Here is a 15,151-nt window from a genome sequence, read left to right on the forward strand (position 1 = left end):
CCTCCTCTATTTCCTGGCTGAGTGACACGCCACCTTCAAGGAATCGATCATCTAGGGTCTCCCGGGTGGCGCACCCCCTGGACTGGCTGGAGAGCAACGCCGAGCGCCGCAGGTCGGAGGGCCTGCGGCGCTCGTTGCGTCCGCGGACGTCGAACACGGACGGGATCGACCTGGCGGGCAACGACTACCTCGGCCTCGCCCGCGACAAGCGGGTGGTCGACGGTGCGGTCCAGGCGCTGCGCACGTGGGGCGTGGGCTCGACCGGATCCCGGCTGGTCACGGGCTCGACGGCGCTGCATGCCACGCTGGAGGAGGAGCTCGCCGCGTTCTGCGGCGCCGAGGCCGCGCTCGTCTTCTCCTCCGGCTACACCGCCAACCTCGGCGTGGTCACCGCGCTGTCCGGCCGCGGCGCGCTCGTGGTGTCCGACGCGCACAGCCACGCCTCCCTCGTCGACGCGTGCCGGCTCTCCCGTTCCCGCGTCGTCGTCACGCCGCGGGCCGACGTGGCCGCGGTCGACGCCGCGCTCGCGGCCCGCACGGAGGCGCGGGCGCTCGTCGTGACCGACGGGGTGGACAGCATCGACGGCGGCGTCGCCCCGCTGCGGGAGCTGCACGCGGTCTGCCGGGCCCGCTCGGCGGTGCTGGTGGTCGACGAGGCGCACGCCCTCGGCGTCTGCGGGCCCGGCGGGCGCGGCGTGCTGAGCGCGGCGGGCCTCGCCGGCGCCGGCGACGTCGTGGCGACCGTGACCCTGTCCAAGTCGCTGGGCGGGCAGGGCGGGGCCGTGCTCGGCCCGCGTGCCGTGATCGAGCACCTGGTCGACACCGCCCGCACCTTCATCTTCGACACCGGGCTCGCACCGGCGTGCGTGGGCGGGGCGCTCGCCGCGCTGCGCGTGCTGTGCGAGGAGCCGGACCGGCCCGCCGCGGTGCTGCGGGTCGCGCAGGAGCTGGCCGCGATCGCCCGCGCCGGGCTCGCGGCGCAGGTCCACAGCGCCCAGGAGCAGATGCCACTCGAGGGTCCGTCGTCGGTCACGGGGTCCGCGGTCGTGCCCGTCGTGCTCGGGTCGCCGGTGGTGGCCTTCGAGGCGGCCGGGAGCTGCCTCGCGCGCGGGGTCCGGGTCGGCTGTTTCCGACCGCCCTCGGTGCCGGAGGGGACGAGCCGGCTGCGGCTCACCGCTCGGGCCGATCTCACCACCGCCGAGCTGGACCGCGTGCGGGTCGTGCTCCACGAGGTGCTCGCGGAGATCACGGAGGTCCGCCCGTGACCGGCCGGGTGCTCGTGGTGAGCGGCACCGGGACGGACGTCGGGAAGACGGTCGTCACGGCCGCGGTCGCCGCGCTCGCGGTGGCGGCGGGGGAGCGGGTGGCGGTGCTCAAGCCCGCCCAGACCGGGCTCGGCCCGGGCGAGCCCGGCGACCTGGCGGCCGTCGCCGCACTGGTCCCCGGCGTGACCACCGCCGAGCTCGCGCGCTACCCCGAGCCACTCGCCCCGGAGACCGCGGCCCGCCGCGCCGCCCTCCTGCCCGTGACGCCGGAGGCGGCCGTCGACGCCGCCCGCGACCTCGCCGCCGACCACGACCTGGTCCTCGTCGAGGGAGCCGGCGGGCTGCTGGTGCGGTTCACGGCCGAGGGCACCCTCGCCGACGTGGCCGCGAAGCTCGGGGCGCCCGTGCTCGTCGTGGCCGCGGCCGGGCTGGGCACGCTGAACCACACCGCCCTGACGACCGAGGCGCTGGACCGGCGCGGGATCGCGTGCACGGGGGTCGTCGTCGGGGCGTGGCCGGCGGCGCCGGACCTGGCGGCGCGCTGCAACCTCGCCGACCTGCCCGCCGTCACCGGCGTCCCGCTGCTCGGGGCGCTGCCGGAGCGCAGCGGTGCCCTTCGTCCGGCTGAATTCGCCCGGGTCGCGCGTCACACCCTGGCCCCCGAGCTGGGTGGTGTTTGGCATAGTTCGCGCCCGTGACCGCAGCGACGTCGATCATCCTCAGCCGTGCCCGTGAGCAGGTCCTGGAGCGGGGGGAGGGCCTGTCCGAGGAGCAGGTCCTCGAGGTCCTGCAGCTGCCCGACTCCGAGCTCGACGCGCTGCTGGAGCTGGCCCACGAGGTGCGGATGCGCTGGTGCGGGCCGGAGGTCGAGGTCGAGGGCATCATCTCGCTGAAGACCGGCGGCTGCCCCGAGGACTGCCACTTCTGCTCGCAGTCGGGCCTGTTCGAGTCGCCGGTGCGGTCGGCTTGGCTCGACGTGCCGATGCTGGTCGAGGCGGCCAAGCAGACGGCGAAGACCGGCGCCACCGAGTTCTGCATCGTCGCGGCGGTGCGCGGGCCGGACGCGCGGCTCATGGCGCAGGTGGCAGCGGGGGTCGCGGCGATCAAGGACGCGGTGGACATCAACGTCGCGTGCTCGCTCGGCATGCTCACGCCGGAGCAGGTCACCGCGCTGGCCGGGATGGGCGTGCACCGTTACAACCACAACCTCGAGACGGCGCGCTCGCACTTCCCGAACGTCGTCACCACGCACACGTGGGAGGAGCGCTGGGAGACCCTGCGGCTGGTGCGCGAGGCCGGCATGGAGGTCTGCTGCGGTGGCATCGTCGGAATGGGGGAGACCCTGGAGCAGCGCGCGGAGTTCGCCGCGCAGCTCGCCTCGCTGACCCCCGACGAGGTGCCGCTCAACTTCCTCAACCCGCGCCCGGGCACGCCCTTCGGCGACCTCGAGCCGATGTCGGGGCCCGACGCGCTGCGCACGGTCGCCGCGTTCCGGCTCGCGCTGCCGCGCACGGTGCTGCGGTTCGCGGGCGGCCGCGAGCTGACCCTCGGGGACCTCGGGGCCCGGCAGGGCCTGCTCGGCGGGATCAACGCCGTGATCGTCGGCAACTACCTCACGACGCTCGGGCGGCCGGCCGAGGCGGACATCGACCTGCTCGGCGAGCTGGAGATGCCGATCAAGGCCCTCAACGAGACGCTGTGACGGCCGTGGAGCCCGGGCCCGGCACGACGACCTTCTGCGACCGCTGCGGCGCTCCCGCGGGCGAGGGGGACCACGCCCGCTGCGCCCGCGAGCGGGAGCTGGAGCCGCCCCGGTTCTGTCCGGAGTGCGCGCGGCGCATGGTCGTCCAGGTCGACCCCTTCGGCTGGACCGCGCGGTGCAGCCGGCACGGGACCTGCAGCTCCGCGGCCGTCGAGCGCTGAGCGGCAGCTCGGCGGCCGCCGGGCGATGATCCACAGCTCGGCGGGCGGCGAGCGGTGGGGCTGCCGGAGCACCGCTCACAAACCGTCGGGCAGGTCCAGGACCGGGAACCACGAGTAGCCGAAGGTCGTGATCTCGGCGATCCGGTCGCCCTCCACCCGCAGGACGTCGAGCTTGAACGGCCGGAACACCGTGTCCCCGGGCCGCCGCAGGTAACTCGCGGCGGCCGGCATGAGGTTGACGCCGGTGGGCAGCAGCCGCCAGTCGCCCTCGCGGTCCGGGCCGAACGCCCGCTCCAGCAGCGTCGCCAGCTGCGGGTGCCCCTCGAAGCAGAAGGGCGCGGGCGGCATGGTGACCCGGATGTCCTCGGCCGCCGCGGCGAGCGCGCCGGCGGCGTCGTTCCGCTCGTGCGCGGCGATGAAGCGGTCGAGCAGCTCCTTCTCCGCGGGGCTCGGCTCGTGCGCGGACCAGTCGTCGCGGTGGGACGGCAGGTGGGTCCGCAGCGTCTCCCGGGCCCGCTGCAGCGCGCTGTTGGCCGCCGCGACGCTCGTGCCGATCATCTCGGCGGTCTCCTTCGCCGGCAGCCCCAGCACCTCGCGGGCCAGCAGCGCCGCCCGCTGCCGGGGCGGCAGGACCTGCAGGGCCACGAGGAACGCGAGCTCGATCGTCTCCCGCGCGACGACGAGGGCGTCGGGCTCGTCCTCGCCGCTCGCGGGCTCGAGCAGGCTGTCGGGGTAGGGGGTCAGCCACGCCACCTCGGCCGCCGACGCCGGGCGGCGGGCCCGGGCGCGCGCGGCGTCGAGGCAGACCGTGGTCGCGATCCGGTACAGCCATGCCCGCAGGTGGGTGCCGTCGAAGCCCGCCCGCCCGCGCCAGGCCCGCAGATAGGTCTCCTGGACGGCGTCCTCGGCGTCGGACACCGACGCGAGCATGCGGTAGCAGTGCACGTGCAGCTCGCGCCGCTGCCGGGCGAAGCCCGCCTCGAGGTCGACCGTCCCGTCGCTGTCCATCAGCGCTTCGGCGTCCGGATCTCCTGGAGCGCCCAGGTGTTGCCGTCGGGGTCGGCGAAGTAGACGAAGGTGCCGTAGTCCTGGTGCTCGGGGTGCACCCCGGGCGTCTGCACGCCGTCGACGAAGTGCTGCGGCCCGCTGTTCTCGATCCCGGCGGCCTCCAGCTCGGCGTGCGCCTTCTCGATGTCGGAGACGACGAGGTGGCAGCCCTGCAGCGAGCCCGCCGCGGCCCCGCCGCCCAGGCCGGTGCCGAACACGATCGAGCAGGCGGAGCCGGGCGGGGTGACCTGGACGGCGCGGAAGTGCTCGTTCGGGTGGAAGTCGGAGTCGACGGTGAAGCCGAGCTTGCCGGCGTAGAACTCGTACGCGCGGTCCACGTCGGAGACGGGGACGACGACGACCTCGAGCCTGCAGTCCATGGGGTGTCCTTCCTCTGCGGTGTGCTGTCGCTGCATGGAACGACCGCCGCGCCGGGAACTCATCGGTGAACCGGTGAGATGCTGTCGACCATGGACTGGGGCAACCTGCTCAAGCAAGCGGTCGACGTCGGCTTCACGCTCCTCGCGCAGGCGGACGACGCACCCGCCCGGCCCGCACCCGAGGGTCACAGCGGCGTCCGTACCGCGCCGACCGCGGACCGGGCCCGGCGCATCGCCTACGCCCCGGAACTCGACGGCGCCGCGGACCCGGGCGAGATCGTGTGGACGTGGGTGCCGTTCGAGGAGGACGCGAGCCAGGGCAAGGACCGCCCGCTGCTCGTCGTCGGGCGGCAGGGCGGGGAGCTGCTCGGGCTGATGCTCTCCAGCCAGCACAAGCGCGAGGGCGACCCGGACTGGGTCGCGATCGGTTCCGGGGAGTGGGACCGCGAGGGCCGCGAGTCCTTCATCCGGCTGGACCGGGTGCTCGAGGTCGGGGAGCACGACATCCGCCGCGAGGGCGCCGTGCTCGACCGGGCGCGTTTCGACCGGGTCGCGGACGAGCTGCGGGGCCGCTTCGGCTGGCAGTGAGCCTCGACCCCGGCTCACCCGGCTCACCCGGCTCGCCCGGATCGGTCGGGGCGGTTCAGTTGGGCCCGGGGGGTTCCGCGTAGGTGCTCATCGGCGTGGGCACCGCGCGGAGCTGCTGCAGCAGCCCGCGCTCGCGGGCGATGAGCAGCCGCACCATCCGCAGCCGCTCGACCGGGCAGGTCTGCTCCAGCAGCGCCTGGCGGTCCTCGAGCGGCAGCAGGCAGTCCGCGACGAGGACGTGGGCGAGCTCCGCCGTCGGAACCTCGCGCGCGGGCTCGGACCAGTCGTCGTTCTTCCACGCGGTGGCGCAGTAGTCGCGGTGCGCGGCCCGGGCGGCGCGGGCGAGCATCCGGGTCAGGTCGTCGGACTCGGAGGTCTCCTTGTCGTCCGGCACGAACTCGACGGAGCCGCAGAGGTACGGCCTGGCCTCCGCGTCGATCTCCAGCAGCCGGAAGCGCCGCGCGCCGGAGGTGACGATGTCGTAGCGCCCGTCGGGGAGGCGGCGGACGTCGAGCAGCCGGGCCGTGCAGCCGATCGGGTGCAGCGCGGCGAGCCCGTGGGCGTCGGGATCGTGCCCCTCGCGCACGGCGACGACGCCGAACTCCTTGTCCGGCACCGCCCCCGTCACGAGGTCGACGGTGAGCTGGCGGTAGCGCGGCTCGAAGATGTGCAGCGGCAGCGACGCCCCGGGCATGAGCACCGTGCCCAGGGGGAAGAGGGGGATCGTCGCGACCACGTCGTCACGGTACGGGCCGGACCGCCCCGTCGCCCACCGAATCGCGGCTGCCCGGCGGGCGGAGCACGGCCGACGCGTCGGTGACCCGCAGCGCCCGCTCAGTGAACCGGAACACCGCGGCGGGACGACCGCCGGCCGGCCCGGGCGGCGCGGTCTCGCCGGTCGCCTCCAGCACGTGCCGCCGGGTGAGCACCCGCTGCAGGTTGGTCGCCGACACGGGGTGCCCCAGCGCCGCGACGTAGAGCTCGCGCAGCGCGGACACGGTGAACTCCCGCGGGGCGAGCGCGAAGCCCAGGTTGGTGTAGGAGAGCTTGGCGCGCAGCCGGTCCCGCGCGTCGTGGACGATCTCGGCGTGGTCGAACGCCGTCTCCGGCAGGTCGTCCACCGGGAACCACGCGGTGTCGTCGGGCACGGCCGGGTCGACGTCGGACGGGACGAGCCCGAGGAACGCCGTGGCGACCAGCCGGATCCCGGGCACCCGCTCCGGCGTGCTGAACACGCCGAGCTGCTCGACGTGGGTGACCTCGCGGACGTCGACCTTCTCGGCGAGCTGGCGGCGCACCGATTCCTCGACGTCCTCGGTGTCGCCGAGCATCCCGCCGGGCAGGGCCCAGCGGCCCCGCGCGGGGTCCTTGCCGCGCTGCCAGAGCAGCACCTGGAGGGCGTCCTCGCGGACCTGCAGGACGGCCGCGAGCACCTCGTGGCCCGTGGGACGGGCGGGCATGCGCCGATCGTAGGGGGCGCTCCGGAGATCCGGGCGAACCGTCGGTTCCGGGACGCGCAGGTTACGCGCAGGTGAGTTCCGGGTCACGCGGACGGTGTCCCGAGGGCGGCGGCGATGCTACGATCCCCCTGTTTTCGACCAACAGGCGAAAACATCCGAGGAGGGCGAGCGATGACCGTGACGGCTGACGTGCAGGCGGGGACCGGCGTCCCGTACCCCGGCTGGGCCGACGAGGTGCGGGAGCTGGCGCGGCGGCGCAACGCCGTGCTGCTGGCGCACAACTACCAGCTGCCGGCGATCCAGGACGTGGCCGACCACGTGGGCGACTCCCTCGCGCTGTCCCGGATCGCGGCCGACGTCGACGCGGAGACCATCGTGTTCTGCGGCGTCCACTTCATGGCCGAGACGGCGAAGATCCTCTCGCCGGGGAAGACCGTGCTGATCCCCGACGCGCGGGCCGGCTGCTCGCTCGCCGACTCGATCACCGTCGACGAGCTGCGGGCCTGGAAGGCCGAGCACCCCGGTGCCGTCGTGGTCAGCTACGTGAACACCACCGCCGCGGTGAAGGCGGAGACGGACATCTGCTGCACCTCGTCGAACGCGGTCGAGGTCGTCGCCTCGATCCCCGAGGACCGCGAGGTGCTGTTCCTGCCCGACCAGTTCCTCGGCGCGCACGTCCGGCGCACGCTGGACCGGCAGAACATGCAGGTGTGGGCGGGGGAGTGCCACGTCCACGCCGGCATCAACGGCGCCGAGCTGACCGCGCAGGCCGAGGCGCACCCCGACGCCGAGCTCTACGTGCACCCGGAGTGCGGCTGCGCCACCTCGGCGCTCTACCTCGCCGGCTCGGGGACCGTGGCCGCGGACCGGGTGAAGATCCTCTCGACGGGCGGGATGGTCGACGCCGCCCGGGCGTCGCACGCGAAGTCGGTGCTGGTCGCGACCGAGGTCGGCATGCTGCACCAGCTCCGCCGGGCCGCGCCGGAGATCGACTTCCGCGCGGTGAACGACCGCGCGAGCTGCACCTACATGAAGATGATCACGCCGGAGGCGCTGCTGCGCAGCGTCCGTGAGGGCACCGACGAGGTGCACGTCGACCCGGAGCTGGCCGCCCGCGGACGTGCCGCGGTCGAGCGGATGATCGCGATCGGCCAGCCGGGAGGTGGCGAATGACGGGCTGGGACGTGACCGCCGACCTGGTCGTCGTCGGCAGCGGCGTCGCGGGGCTGACCGCCGCGCTCAACGCTGCCGAGGCCGGCCTGCGCGTGGTCGTGGTGACCAAGGACGCGGCCGACGCGGGCAGCACCCGTTGGGCCCAGGGCGGCGTCGCCGTCGTCCTCGGCGACGTCCCGGGCGACACGGTCGACGCGCACGCCGCGGACACCCTCGCCGCGGGCGGCGGGCTCAACGACGCCGGGGCCGTCGCCGCGATCGTCGCCGGCGGACCCGCCGCGGTGCAGCGGCTGCGCGGGCGGGGAGCGCTGTTCGACGCACGGGGCGCCCGGCTCGACCGGACCCGCGAGGGCGGGCACTCGGCCTTCCGCGTGGTGCACGCGGGCGGCGACGCGACCGGCGCGGAGATCGAGCGCGCCCTGGTCGAGGCCGCTCGCTCGCTCACGATCCTCACCGGGCACGTGGCCGTCGACGCGCTGAAGGACCCCAGCGGGCGGGTCGCCGGGCTCGCCGTGCTCGACGACGCCGGCCGCCCGGGGGTCCTGCGCGCCCCGGCCGTCCTGCTGGCCACCGGCGGGTACGGGCAGCTCTACGCGAGCACCACCAACCCCGGGACCTCGACCGGCGACGGCGTGGCGCTGGCCCTGCGCGCGGGCGCGGCGGCGGCGGACCTGGAGTTCGTCCAGTTCCACCCGACCGTCCTCTACACCGGCCCCGCGGTCGGGCGCCGCCCGCTGGTCACCGAGGCGGTCCGCGGTGAGGGCGCCGTCCTGCGGGACCGGGCCGGGACCCGGTTCATGGTCGGCCGGCACCCGCTCGCCGACCTCGCCCCGCGCGACGTCGTGGCCGCCGCGATCACCCGCCGGATGGCCGAGACCGGCGCGGACTGCATGTACCTCGACGCCACCGAGCTGGAGGGCTTCGCCGCCCGGTTCCCGACGGTGTACGCGTCGTGCCGCGAGGCCGGCATCGACCCGACCCGCGAGCCGATCCCGGTCACCCCGGCCGCGCACTACGCGTGCGGGGGCGTGGTCGCCGACATCGACGGCCGCACCGCGGTCCCCGGCCTCTACGCCGCGGGCGAGGTCGCCCGGACCGGCCTGCACGGGGCGAACCGGTTGGCGTCGAACTCCCTGCTCGAGGGGCTCGTCGTGGGGGAGCGCGCCGTCCGCGCGGTGGTCGCGGACCTCGGCCTGCCGCGGACGGCGTCGCCCGAGCTGATCGCCCCGGCGCCCGCCGTGGGCGTGGCCGACCGGGGTGTCGTGCAGCGCGCGATGAGCGCCTTCGCCGCGATCGGGCGGGACGCGACGGGCCTGGCCACGGCGTCGGACGTCGTCGAGCAGGCCACCCTGCTGGCCACCCCGCTCGACCGCACCGGCGTGGAGGACGCCGCGCTGACCCTGCTCGCCCAGGCGGTGCTCGCGGCCGCCGGCACCCGGCGGGAGAGCCGCGGCTGCCACGTCCGCACGGACTTCCCCGACCGCGACGACGTGTGGCAGAAGGAGTCGCTGCTCGTGACCCTCGACGACGCCGGCCGCCCGGTCGTCGGCACGGACGCCCTGGCGGGTGCGGCATGAGCGCCGGAATCGCCGCGGGCGTGGGCGGCGCCACCGAGATCGGGATGCCGGACCCGGAGGACCTGGCCCGCGTGGTGCGCACCGCGCTCGACGAGGACCTGCGCTACGGGCCCGACGCCACCACGGCCGCGACCGTGCCGGCCGACGCCGTCGCGGTCGGCTCGTTCACCCCGCGCAAGGCCGGCGTGCTGTCCGGCGTCCCGGTGGCGAAGGCCGTGCTGGACCTGGTCGTGCCGGAGTGGGAGCTGCTCGCGGGGCTGCCGGACGGGTCCCGGCTGACGCCGGGGGAGCCCGCGCTCGTCGTCCGGGCGCCGGTCCGGGCGCTGCTCACGGCCGAGCGCACGGCCCTGAACCTGCTCTGCCACCTGTCCGGGGTGGCGACGGCGACCGCGGAGTGGGTCGACGCCGTCGCGGGCACCCGGGCGCGGATCCGGGACACCCGCAAGACGCTGCCCGGGCAGCGGCTGCTGGAGAAGTACGCGGTGCGCTGCGGCGGCGGGGTGAACCACCGGCTCGGGCTCGGCGACGCGATCCTGATCAAGGACAACCACGTGGCCGCGGCGGGCTCGGTGTCCGCGGCGCTGCGGGCCGCGCGGGAGCGGGCGCCGGAGCTGCCGTGCGAGGTCGAGGTCGACTCGCTCGTCCAGTTCGACGAGGTGCTCGCGCTCGGGGCCGAGCTGGTCCTGCTGGACAACTTCAGCCCGGAGCAGACCGCGGAGGCCGTGCGCCGCCGGGGTTCCGCACCGACGTTGCTGGAGTCCAGCGGCGGTCTGGTGCTCGCCAACGCGCGGGAGTACGCCGAGGCCGGGGTGGACTTCATCTCCGTCGGCGCCCTGACCCACTCGGTGACGGCGCTGGACCTCGGCCTGGACCTCTGAGTGTGGTGCAGGAGCCGCGCCCCTGCGGCTCCTGCACCACGCACCGGTCAGTAGGGCGCGAGCTCGAGGACCGGGCGGCCGGACTCGGCGGCGTCGCGGGCGAAGGCGGCGAGGTCGGAGAGGATCTCCCCGAGGGCGTCGGGCTCGTCGTGCGCGATGGCCTCCGACCAGGCGGCCATCACCGGCGGCGCGGTACGCGGGGTCATCTCCGCCAGGGCCTCGATCGCGGCGGCGGGCACCCGCGTCACGATCATGCCCGCGTCGACCTCGACGGCGAGGAGGCCGGCGGGGGCGCGCGGGTCGACGGGCCCGGAGTCGGTCAGAGCGGCGTAGAGCGCGGCCAGCTCGCTGCGGCGCAACGGGACCGACAGGTGCGGCCAGTCGTCGAAGGAGTGCTCGCCGGACGCCACCGACGCCACTGCGTCGGCCTCGTGCTCCCCGGCCAGGAACCAGTCGCTCACGGCGCGCGAATCTAGGCCAAGAGCTCCGCCGCCATCGGGGCGGGGAAGCGCACCGTGAAGCGGACCTCGCCGAGCAGGGCCTCCAGGGCGTGCGCGGCGCCCTCGACCTGCGCGCGGGCCTCGGCCCCGACGTCGGTCAGCAGCTTCAGCGCGATCGTGCCGTCCTTGCGCTGCACCCAGCCGCCCACGATCGCGCCGGCGACCCAGATCGTGGGGCCGCCGTTGCCGTTGCGGTCGAACAGGTGCGGGACCAGCGCGGGGTCCAGGTAGTGGTCGCGCTCCTTCCAGCCCATGGTCGTCGGGTCGAGGCCGGGGAGGAGGACGACGGACGGCTGGGGCTCGACCTCGGTGCCGTCGGGAACGTCGTCGGGCAGCACGAAGCCCGCGTCCGTCTCGACCGCGCCGACGTCGGCGAGCGCGGCCTTCGTGGTCGCGACCGTCCACCCGGCCCACCACTTGAGGTCGTCGCGGGTGGCGGGGCCGAAGGCCCGCAGGTAGGCGCGGGCGAGCCCGGCCGCGGCCTCGCGCCGGGGCAGCGGCTCGCCGAGCCCGCCCGGCACCCAGGCGTCGGCGGCGGCCCAGCGGTACTGGCCGTTGATCCAGGTGCCGGTGGGCCGGGCGCGCAGCACCTCGCCGTCGAAGCCCATGACCAGCAGGACGCGGGAGTGCAACGCCTGCACGGTCGCCTGGATCGGGACCGGCGTGGTGAGCTCCGGCAGCCGCAGGCCGACCTCGCGGGCGGGCATCGGGCCCTCGGCCACGAGCAGGTCCCGGATCCGGGCGCGGGCGTCGGCGACGGTGGCCTCGGGGTCGGTGTACCCGCCGGCCGTCAGCTGCTGGTGCAGGTTGCGGCGCTGCACCGCGGCGACGTCCACGGTCGCGGCGTGGTGCGCGAGCCGGGCGTGCTGCGGGCCGAAGACCCACAGCGTGCGGCGCATGGCGTGGTGCCGCAGCAGGCTGCGGTCCTGGTAGAGCGCGCGCTCCACGGCGGCGAGGTCCGGGTGCGCCATCCGTGCCGTGGCCGAGAGGTACACCGTGACGGGGTCGCTGGAGTGCAGTCCGACCAGGTCGTCGACGATCCGCGGGACGTCGTCGGTCCGGGTCGCGGGGGCCAGCCTGTGCCGCGCGACGAGCCGCGCACGCCGCTGCTCGGCGGAGATGGAGGGAAGCGCCACCCGCATCATGCTTCCATGACGCGCTCTGACCGCCGGTGAGATCGCAATGTGGTTCCATGACGCGGTCCTCGAGCCCGCCGGAGCGCGTTATGGCTCCATGACGCCGCACCGTACCCTGGACGCATGGTCCGCCCACTCCTGCGCCGCCTCGACCTGCGCTCCGAGCCGCTGCCGCGACCCGCCGTGCTGCGGGGGATGCTGCCGCGCGCGGAGATCGACGTCGACGCGGCGCTCGAGGCGGTCCGGCCGATCGTCGAGTCGGTGCGCGACCGGGGCGTCGAGGCCGTGCTGGAGGTCACCGAGCGGTTCGACAAGGTGCGGCCCGCGAGCGTGCGGGTGCCCGCGGCGGAGCTGGAGAAGGCGCTCGCCGACCTCGACCCGGCCGTGCGCGAGGCGCTGGAGACCTCGATCGAGCGCGCCCGCAGGGTGCACGAGGAGCAGCGCCGCGCGGACGTCGTCACCCGGGTCGTGCCGGGCGGCACCGTCACCGAGCGGTTCGTCCCGGTCCGCCGGGTCGGGCTGTACGCGCCGGGCGGGCTGGCGGTGTACCCGTCGTCGGTGATCATGAACGTGGTCCCGGCACAGGCCGCGGGCGTGGAGTCGCTGGTCGTGGCCTCGCCGCCGCAGGCGGAGAACGGCGGCCTCCCGCACCCCACGATCCTGGCCGCGGCCGCGCTGCTGGGCGTCGACGAGGTGTGGGCCGTCGGCGGTGCGCAGTGCGTCGCGCTGCTGGCCTACGGCGGCACCGACACGGACGGCGGCGACCTCGAGCCGGTCGACATGGTCACCGGCCCGGGCAACATCTACCTGACCGCCGCCAAGCGCATGCTCCGCGGCCTGGTCGGGATCGACGCCGAGGCCGGCACCACGGAGATCGCGATCCTGGCCGACGGCGGGGCGGACCCCGTGCACGTCGCCGCCGACCTGATCTCGCAGGCCGAGCACGACCCGAACGCCGCGTCGGTGCTGGTCACGGACTCGGACTCGCTCGCCGACGCGGTGGACGCCGAGCTCGAGAAGCAGGTCGCCGCCACCAAGCACACCGAGCGGATCCGCACGGCGCTCGCCGGCCCGCAGTCCGGCACGATCCTGGTGCGCGACCTCGCCGACGGCGTCGCGGTCGTCGACGCCTACGCCGCCGAGCACCTGGAGATCCAGACCGCCGACGCCCGCGAGGTCGGCGCACGGGTGCACAACGCCGGCGCGATCTTCATCGGCCCGTACGCGCCCGTCTCGCTCGGGGACTACTGCGCGGGTTCCAACCACGTGCTGCCCACCGGCGGCTGCGCGCGGCACTCCGGTGGGCTCTCCACCAGCACGTTCCTGCGGGGCGTGCACGTCGTGGAGTACACCGAGGAGGCGCTGCGTGAGGTGGCGGACAAGGTCGTCACGCTCGCGACCGCCGAGGATCTGCCCGCGCACGGCCAGGCCGTGACCGCCCGGTTCGGTTCGGCGGGGTCCGCGCGATGAGCCTGCCCGGGAACGCGGTCCGGCTCGAGGACCTGCCGCTGCGGGAGTCGTTGCGCGGCAAGTCGCCCTACGGCGCTCCGCAGCTCGACGTGGCGGTCCGGCTGAACACCAACGAGAACCCGTACCCGCCGCCGCCCGAGCTGGTCGCCGACGTCACAGCCGCCTGTGAGGAGGCCGCGCGGAACCTGCACCGCTACCCGGACCGGGACGCGGTCGTCCTGCGCGAGGACCTCGCGGCGTACCTCACCCGGCAGACCGGGGTGGAGCTCGGGCTCGCGAACGTGTGGACCGCCAACGGGTCCAACGAGATCCTCCAGCAGGTGCTGCAGGCCTTCGGCGGGCCCGGCCGGACCGCGCTCGGGTTCGTGCCCAGCTACTCGATGCACCCGATCATCTCGTCGGGCACCCAGACCGAGTGGCTGGAGATCCCGCGCACCGCGGACTTCTCCGTCGACGTCGACGCCGCGCAGCTGCTGCTCAAGGAGCGCGCGCCGGACGTCACGTTCCTGACCAGCCCGAACAACCCCACCGGGCAGTCCCTCGATCCCGACGACCTCGCGCTGCTGATCGACGCGGCGCCCGGGATCGTGGTGGTCGACGAGGCGTACGCCGAGTTCTCCGCGCACCCCAGCGCCACCACCCTGCTGGGCACCCACGGACACAAGCTGATCGTCTCGCGGACGATGAGCAAGGCCTTCGCCTTCGCCGGCGGCCGGCTGGGCTACCTGGCCGCCGCACCCGCCGTCGTCGACGCGCTGCAGCTCGTCCGGCTGCCCTACCACCTCTCGGTGCTCACCCAGGCCGCTGCACGGGCGGCGCTGCGGCACGCCGACGCCACCCTCGGCTCGGTCGCGCTGCTGGCCGCCGAGCGGGACCGGATCGTGCCGGAGCTGCAGGCCCTGGGCTACGACTGCGTCCCCAGCGACGCCAACTTCGTGCTGTTCGGCCGGTTCGCCGACGCCCCGCGGGCGTGGCGCACCTTCCTCGACCACGGCGTGCTCATCCGGGACGTGGGCATCCCGGAGCGGCTGCGGGTCACGATCGGCACGCCCGAGGAGAACGACGCGTTCGTCGCGGCCGCCGCGAACGTCGCCACGAAGGAGCTGTTGTGAGCGAGCCTGCGAGCGAGTCGTCGGTGCGGCGCCGGATCGGCCGCGTGGAGCGCGTCACCAAGGAGTCGAAGGTCCTGGTCGAGATCGACCTCGACGGCACCGGGCAGACGAACGTCTCGACCGGGGTCCCGTTCTTCGACCACATGCTCGACGCGCTGGGCAAGCACGGCGCGTTCGACCTCACCGTGCAGGCCGAGGGCGACGTGCACCTCGACGCCCACCACACCGTCGAGGACACCGCGATCGTGCTCGGCCAGGCGCTGCGCCAGGCGTTGGGGGACAAGAAGGGCATCCGCCGCTTCGGCGACGCCTGGATCCCGATGGACGAGGCGCTCGCGCACGCCGTCGTCGACGTCTCCGGGCGGCCGTACACGGTGCACTCCGGCGAGCCCGAGGTCATGCAGGGCTTCGTCGTGGGCGGGCACTACCCGACGGTGCTGAACCGGCACGTCTTCGAGTCGCTGGCCTTCCACGGGCACCTCGCGCTGCACGTCCGCGTGCTCGACGGGCGGGACCCGCACCACATCACCGAGGCCGAGTTCAAGGCGATCGCCCGGGCGCTGCGCGCCGCGACCGAGCCGGACGAGCGGATCACCGGCATCGCCTCGACCAAGGGCACCCTCTAGGAACTCGCGGCCCGAC

At 75.0% G+C, this 15,151-nt stretch carries 17 protein-coding genes; 11 read left to right on the forward strand and 6 right to left on the reverse strand.

The features are described 5' to 3' along the window. The first annotated feature begins 65 nt into the window (after positions 1–65). From LWC33_RS24205 to bsaP, 4 genes are read left to right on the forward strand one after another with little or no spacing between them, the layout of a single operon-like run. Positions 66–1,265: an 8-amino-7-oxononanoate synthase gene (locus LWC33_RS24205; RefSeq protein ID WP_233306781.1), complete on the forward strand. Its 1,200-nt coding sequence runs from the start codon at positions 66–68 to the stop codon at positions 1,263–1,265. Next, the gene (bioD, locus tag LWC33_RS24210; RefSeq protein ID WP_233306782.1) at positions 1,262–1,963 is read left to right on the forward strand and encodes a dethiobiotin synthase; all 702 of its coding nucleotides are present in this window, start codon (positions 1,262–1,264) and stop codon (positions 1,961–1,963) included. The genes LWC33_RS24205 and bioD overlap by 4 nt, the downstream gene beginning before the upstream one ends. After that, the gene (bioB, locus tag LWC33_RS24215; RefSeq protein ID WP_233306783.1) at positions 1,960–2,967 is read left to right on the forward strand and encodes a biotin synthase BioB; all 1,008 of its coding nucleotides are present in this window, start codon (positions 1,960–1,962) and stop codon (positions 2,965–2,967) included. Before bioD ends, bioB begins: the two co-directional genes overlap by 4 nt. Continuing rightward, positions 2,964–3,188 carry a biotin synthase auxiliary protein BsaP gene (gene bsaP / locus LWC33_RS24220; RefSeq protein ID WP_255692706.1) on the forward strand — a complete coding sequence of 75 codons (225 nt, stop codon included), beginning with the start codon at positions 2,964–2,966 and terminating at the stop codon, positions 3,186–3,188. The genes bioB and bsaP overlap by 4 nt, the downstream gene beginning before the upstream one ends. 75 nt (positions 3,189–3,263) lie before the next feature. On the opposite strand, the gene LWC33_RS24225 is transcribed toward bsaP, so the two are convergent. Beyond that, on the reverse strand, positions 3,264–4,196 hold the full coding sequence (locus LWC33_RS24225) for an RNA polymerase subunit sigma-70 (RefSeq protein WP_233306784.1): 933 nt from the start codon (positions 4,194–4,196) through the stop codon (positions 3,264–3,266). Further along, the gene (locus LWC33_RS24230) at positions 4,196–4,615 is read right to left on the reverse strand and encodes a VOC family protein (protein ID WP_233306786.1); all 420 of its coding nucleotides are present in this window, start codon (positions 4,613–4,615) and stop codon (positions 4,196–4,198) included. Before LWC33_RS24230 ends, LWC33_RS24225 begins: the two co-directional genes overlap by 1 nt. Positions 4,616–4,705: 90 nt before the next feature. Between LWC33_RS24230 and LWC33_RS24235 the strand changes: the two genes are divergently transcribed. Further along, on the forward strand, positions 4,706–5,203 hold the full coding sequence (locus tag LWC33_RS24235) for a type II toxin-antitoxin system PemK/MazF family toxin (RefSeq protein ID WP_233306788.1): 498 nt from the start codon (positions 4,706–4,708) through the stop codon (positions 5,201–5,203). Positions 5,204–5,258: 55 nt separating this feature from the next. On the opposite strand, the gene LWC33_RS24240 is transcribed toward LWC33_RS24235, so the two are convergent. Continuing rightward, entirely contained in the window at positions 5,259–5,939 is a 681-nt protein-coding gene (locus tag LWC33_RS24240) for an LON peptidase substrate-binding domain-containing protein (protein ID WP_308190999.1), read from the reverse strand. Positions 5,940–5,943: 4 nt separating this feature from the next. Then, positions 5,944–6,663, reverse strand: a complete 720-nt coding sequence (locus LWC33_RS24245; protein ID WP_233306790.1) for an NUDIX hydrolase — start codon at positions 6,661–6,663, stop codon at positions 5,944–5,946. A gap of 171 nt (positions 6,664–6,834) precedes the next feature. Between LWC33_RS24245 and nadA the strand changes: the two genes are divergently transcribed. The 3 genes from nadA to nadC are packed head-to-tail and all read left to right on the forward strand — an operon-like array spanning position 6,835 to position 10,291. Beyond that, on the forward strand, positions 6,835–7,836 hold the full coding sequence (nadA, locus tag LWC33_RS24250) for a quinolinate synthase NadA (RefSeq protein ID WP_233306791.1): 1,002 nt from the start codon (positions 6,835–6,837) through the stop codon (positions 7,834–7,836). After that, positions 7,833–9,413 carry an L-aspartate oxidase gene (locus LWC33_RS24255; protein ID WP_233306792.1) on the forward strand — a complete coding sequence of 527 codons (1,581 nt, stop codon included), beginning with the start codon at positions 7,833–7,835 and terminating at the stop codon, positions 9,411–9,413. The genes nadA and LWC33_RS24255 overlap by 4 nt, the downstream gene beginning before the upstream one ends. After that, the gene (gene nadC / locus LWC33_RS24260; RefSeq protein WP_233306794.1) at positions 9,410–10,291 is read left to right on the forward strand and encodes a carboxylating nicotinate-nucleotide diphosphorylase; all 882 of its coding nucleotides are present in this window, start codon (positions 9,410–9,412) and stop codon (positions 10,289–10,291) included. The genes LWC33_RS24255 and nadC overlap by 4 nt, the downstream gene beginning before the upstream one ends. Before the next feature lie 47 nt (positions 10,292–10,338). Here the strand turns inward: nadC and LWC33_RS24265 are convergent, their stop codons facing one another. Both LWC33_RS24265 and LWC33_RS24270 read right to left on the reverse strand, forming a co-directional pair. Next, a complete protein-coding gene (locus LWC33_RS24265) occupies positions 10,339–10,752 on the reverse strand; it encodes a hypothetical protein (protein ID WP_233306796.1) in 414 nt (137 codons plus the stop codon). Positions 10,753–10,763: 11 nt separating this feature from the next. Further along, on the reverse strand, positions 10,764–11,927 hold the full coding sequence (locus tag LWC33_RS24270) for a winged helix DNA-binding domain-containing protein (protein WP_233306797.1): 1,164 nt from the start codon (positions 11,925–11,927) through the stop codon (positions 10,764–10,766). 123 nt (positions 11,928–12,050) lie between these two features. Here LWC33_RS24270 and hisD point away from each other — a divergent pair, with 123 nt between their 5' ends. From hisD to hisB, 3 genes are read left to right on the forward strand one after another with little or no spacing between them, the layout of a single operon-like run. Next, positions 12,051–13,397: a histidinol dehydrogenase gene (gene hisD / locus LWC33_RS24275; RefSeq protein ID WP_233306799.1), complete on the forward strand. Its 1,347-nt coding sequence runs from the start codon at positions 12,051–12,053 to the stop codon at positions 13,395–13,397. Next, positions 13,394–14,509, forward strand: a complete 1,116-nt coding sequence (locus tag LWC33_RS24280; protein ID WP_233306801.1) for a histidinol-phosphate transaminase — start codon at positions 13,394–13,396, stop codon at positions 14,507–14,509. Before hisD ends, LWC33_RS24280 begins: the two co-directional genes overlap by 4 nt. A 23-nt stretch (positions 14,510–14,532) precedes the next feature. Beyond that, positions 14,533–15,135: an imidazoleglycerol-phosphate dehydratase HisB gene (gene hisB / locus LWC33_RS24285; protein ID WP_233306879.1), complete on the forward strand. Its 603-nt coding sequence runs from the start codon at positions 14,533–14,535 to the stop codon at positions 15,133–15,135. The last annotated feature ends 16 nt before the right edge of the window (positions 15,136–15,151 follow it).

Source organism: Pseudonocardia terrae (assembly GCF_021343995.1).
Classification (GTDB): Bacteria; Actinomycetota; Actinomycetes; order Mycobacteriales; family Pseudonocardiaceae; genus Pseudonocardia; species Pseudonocardia terrae.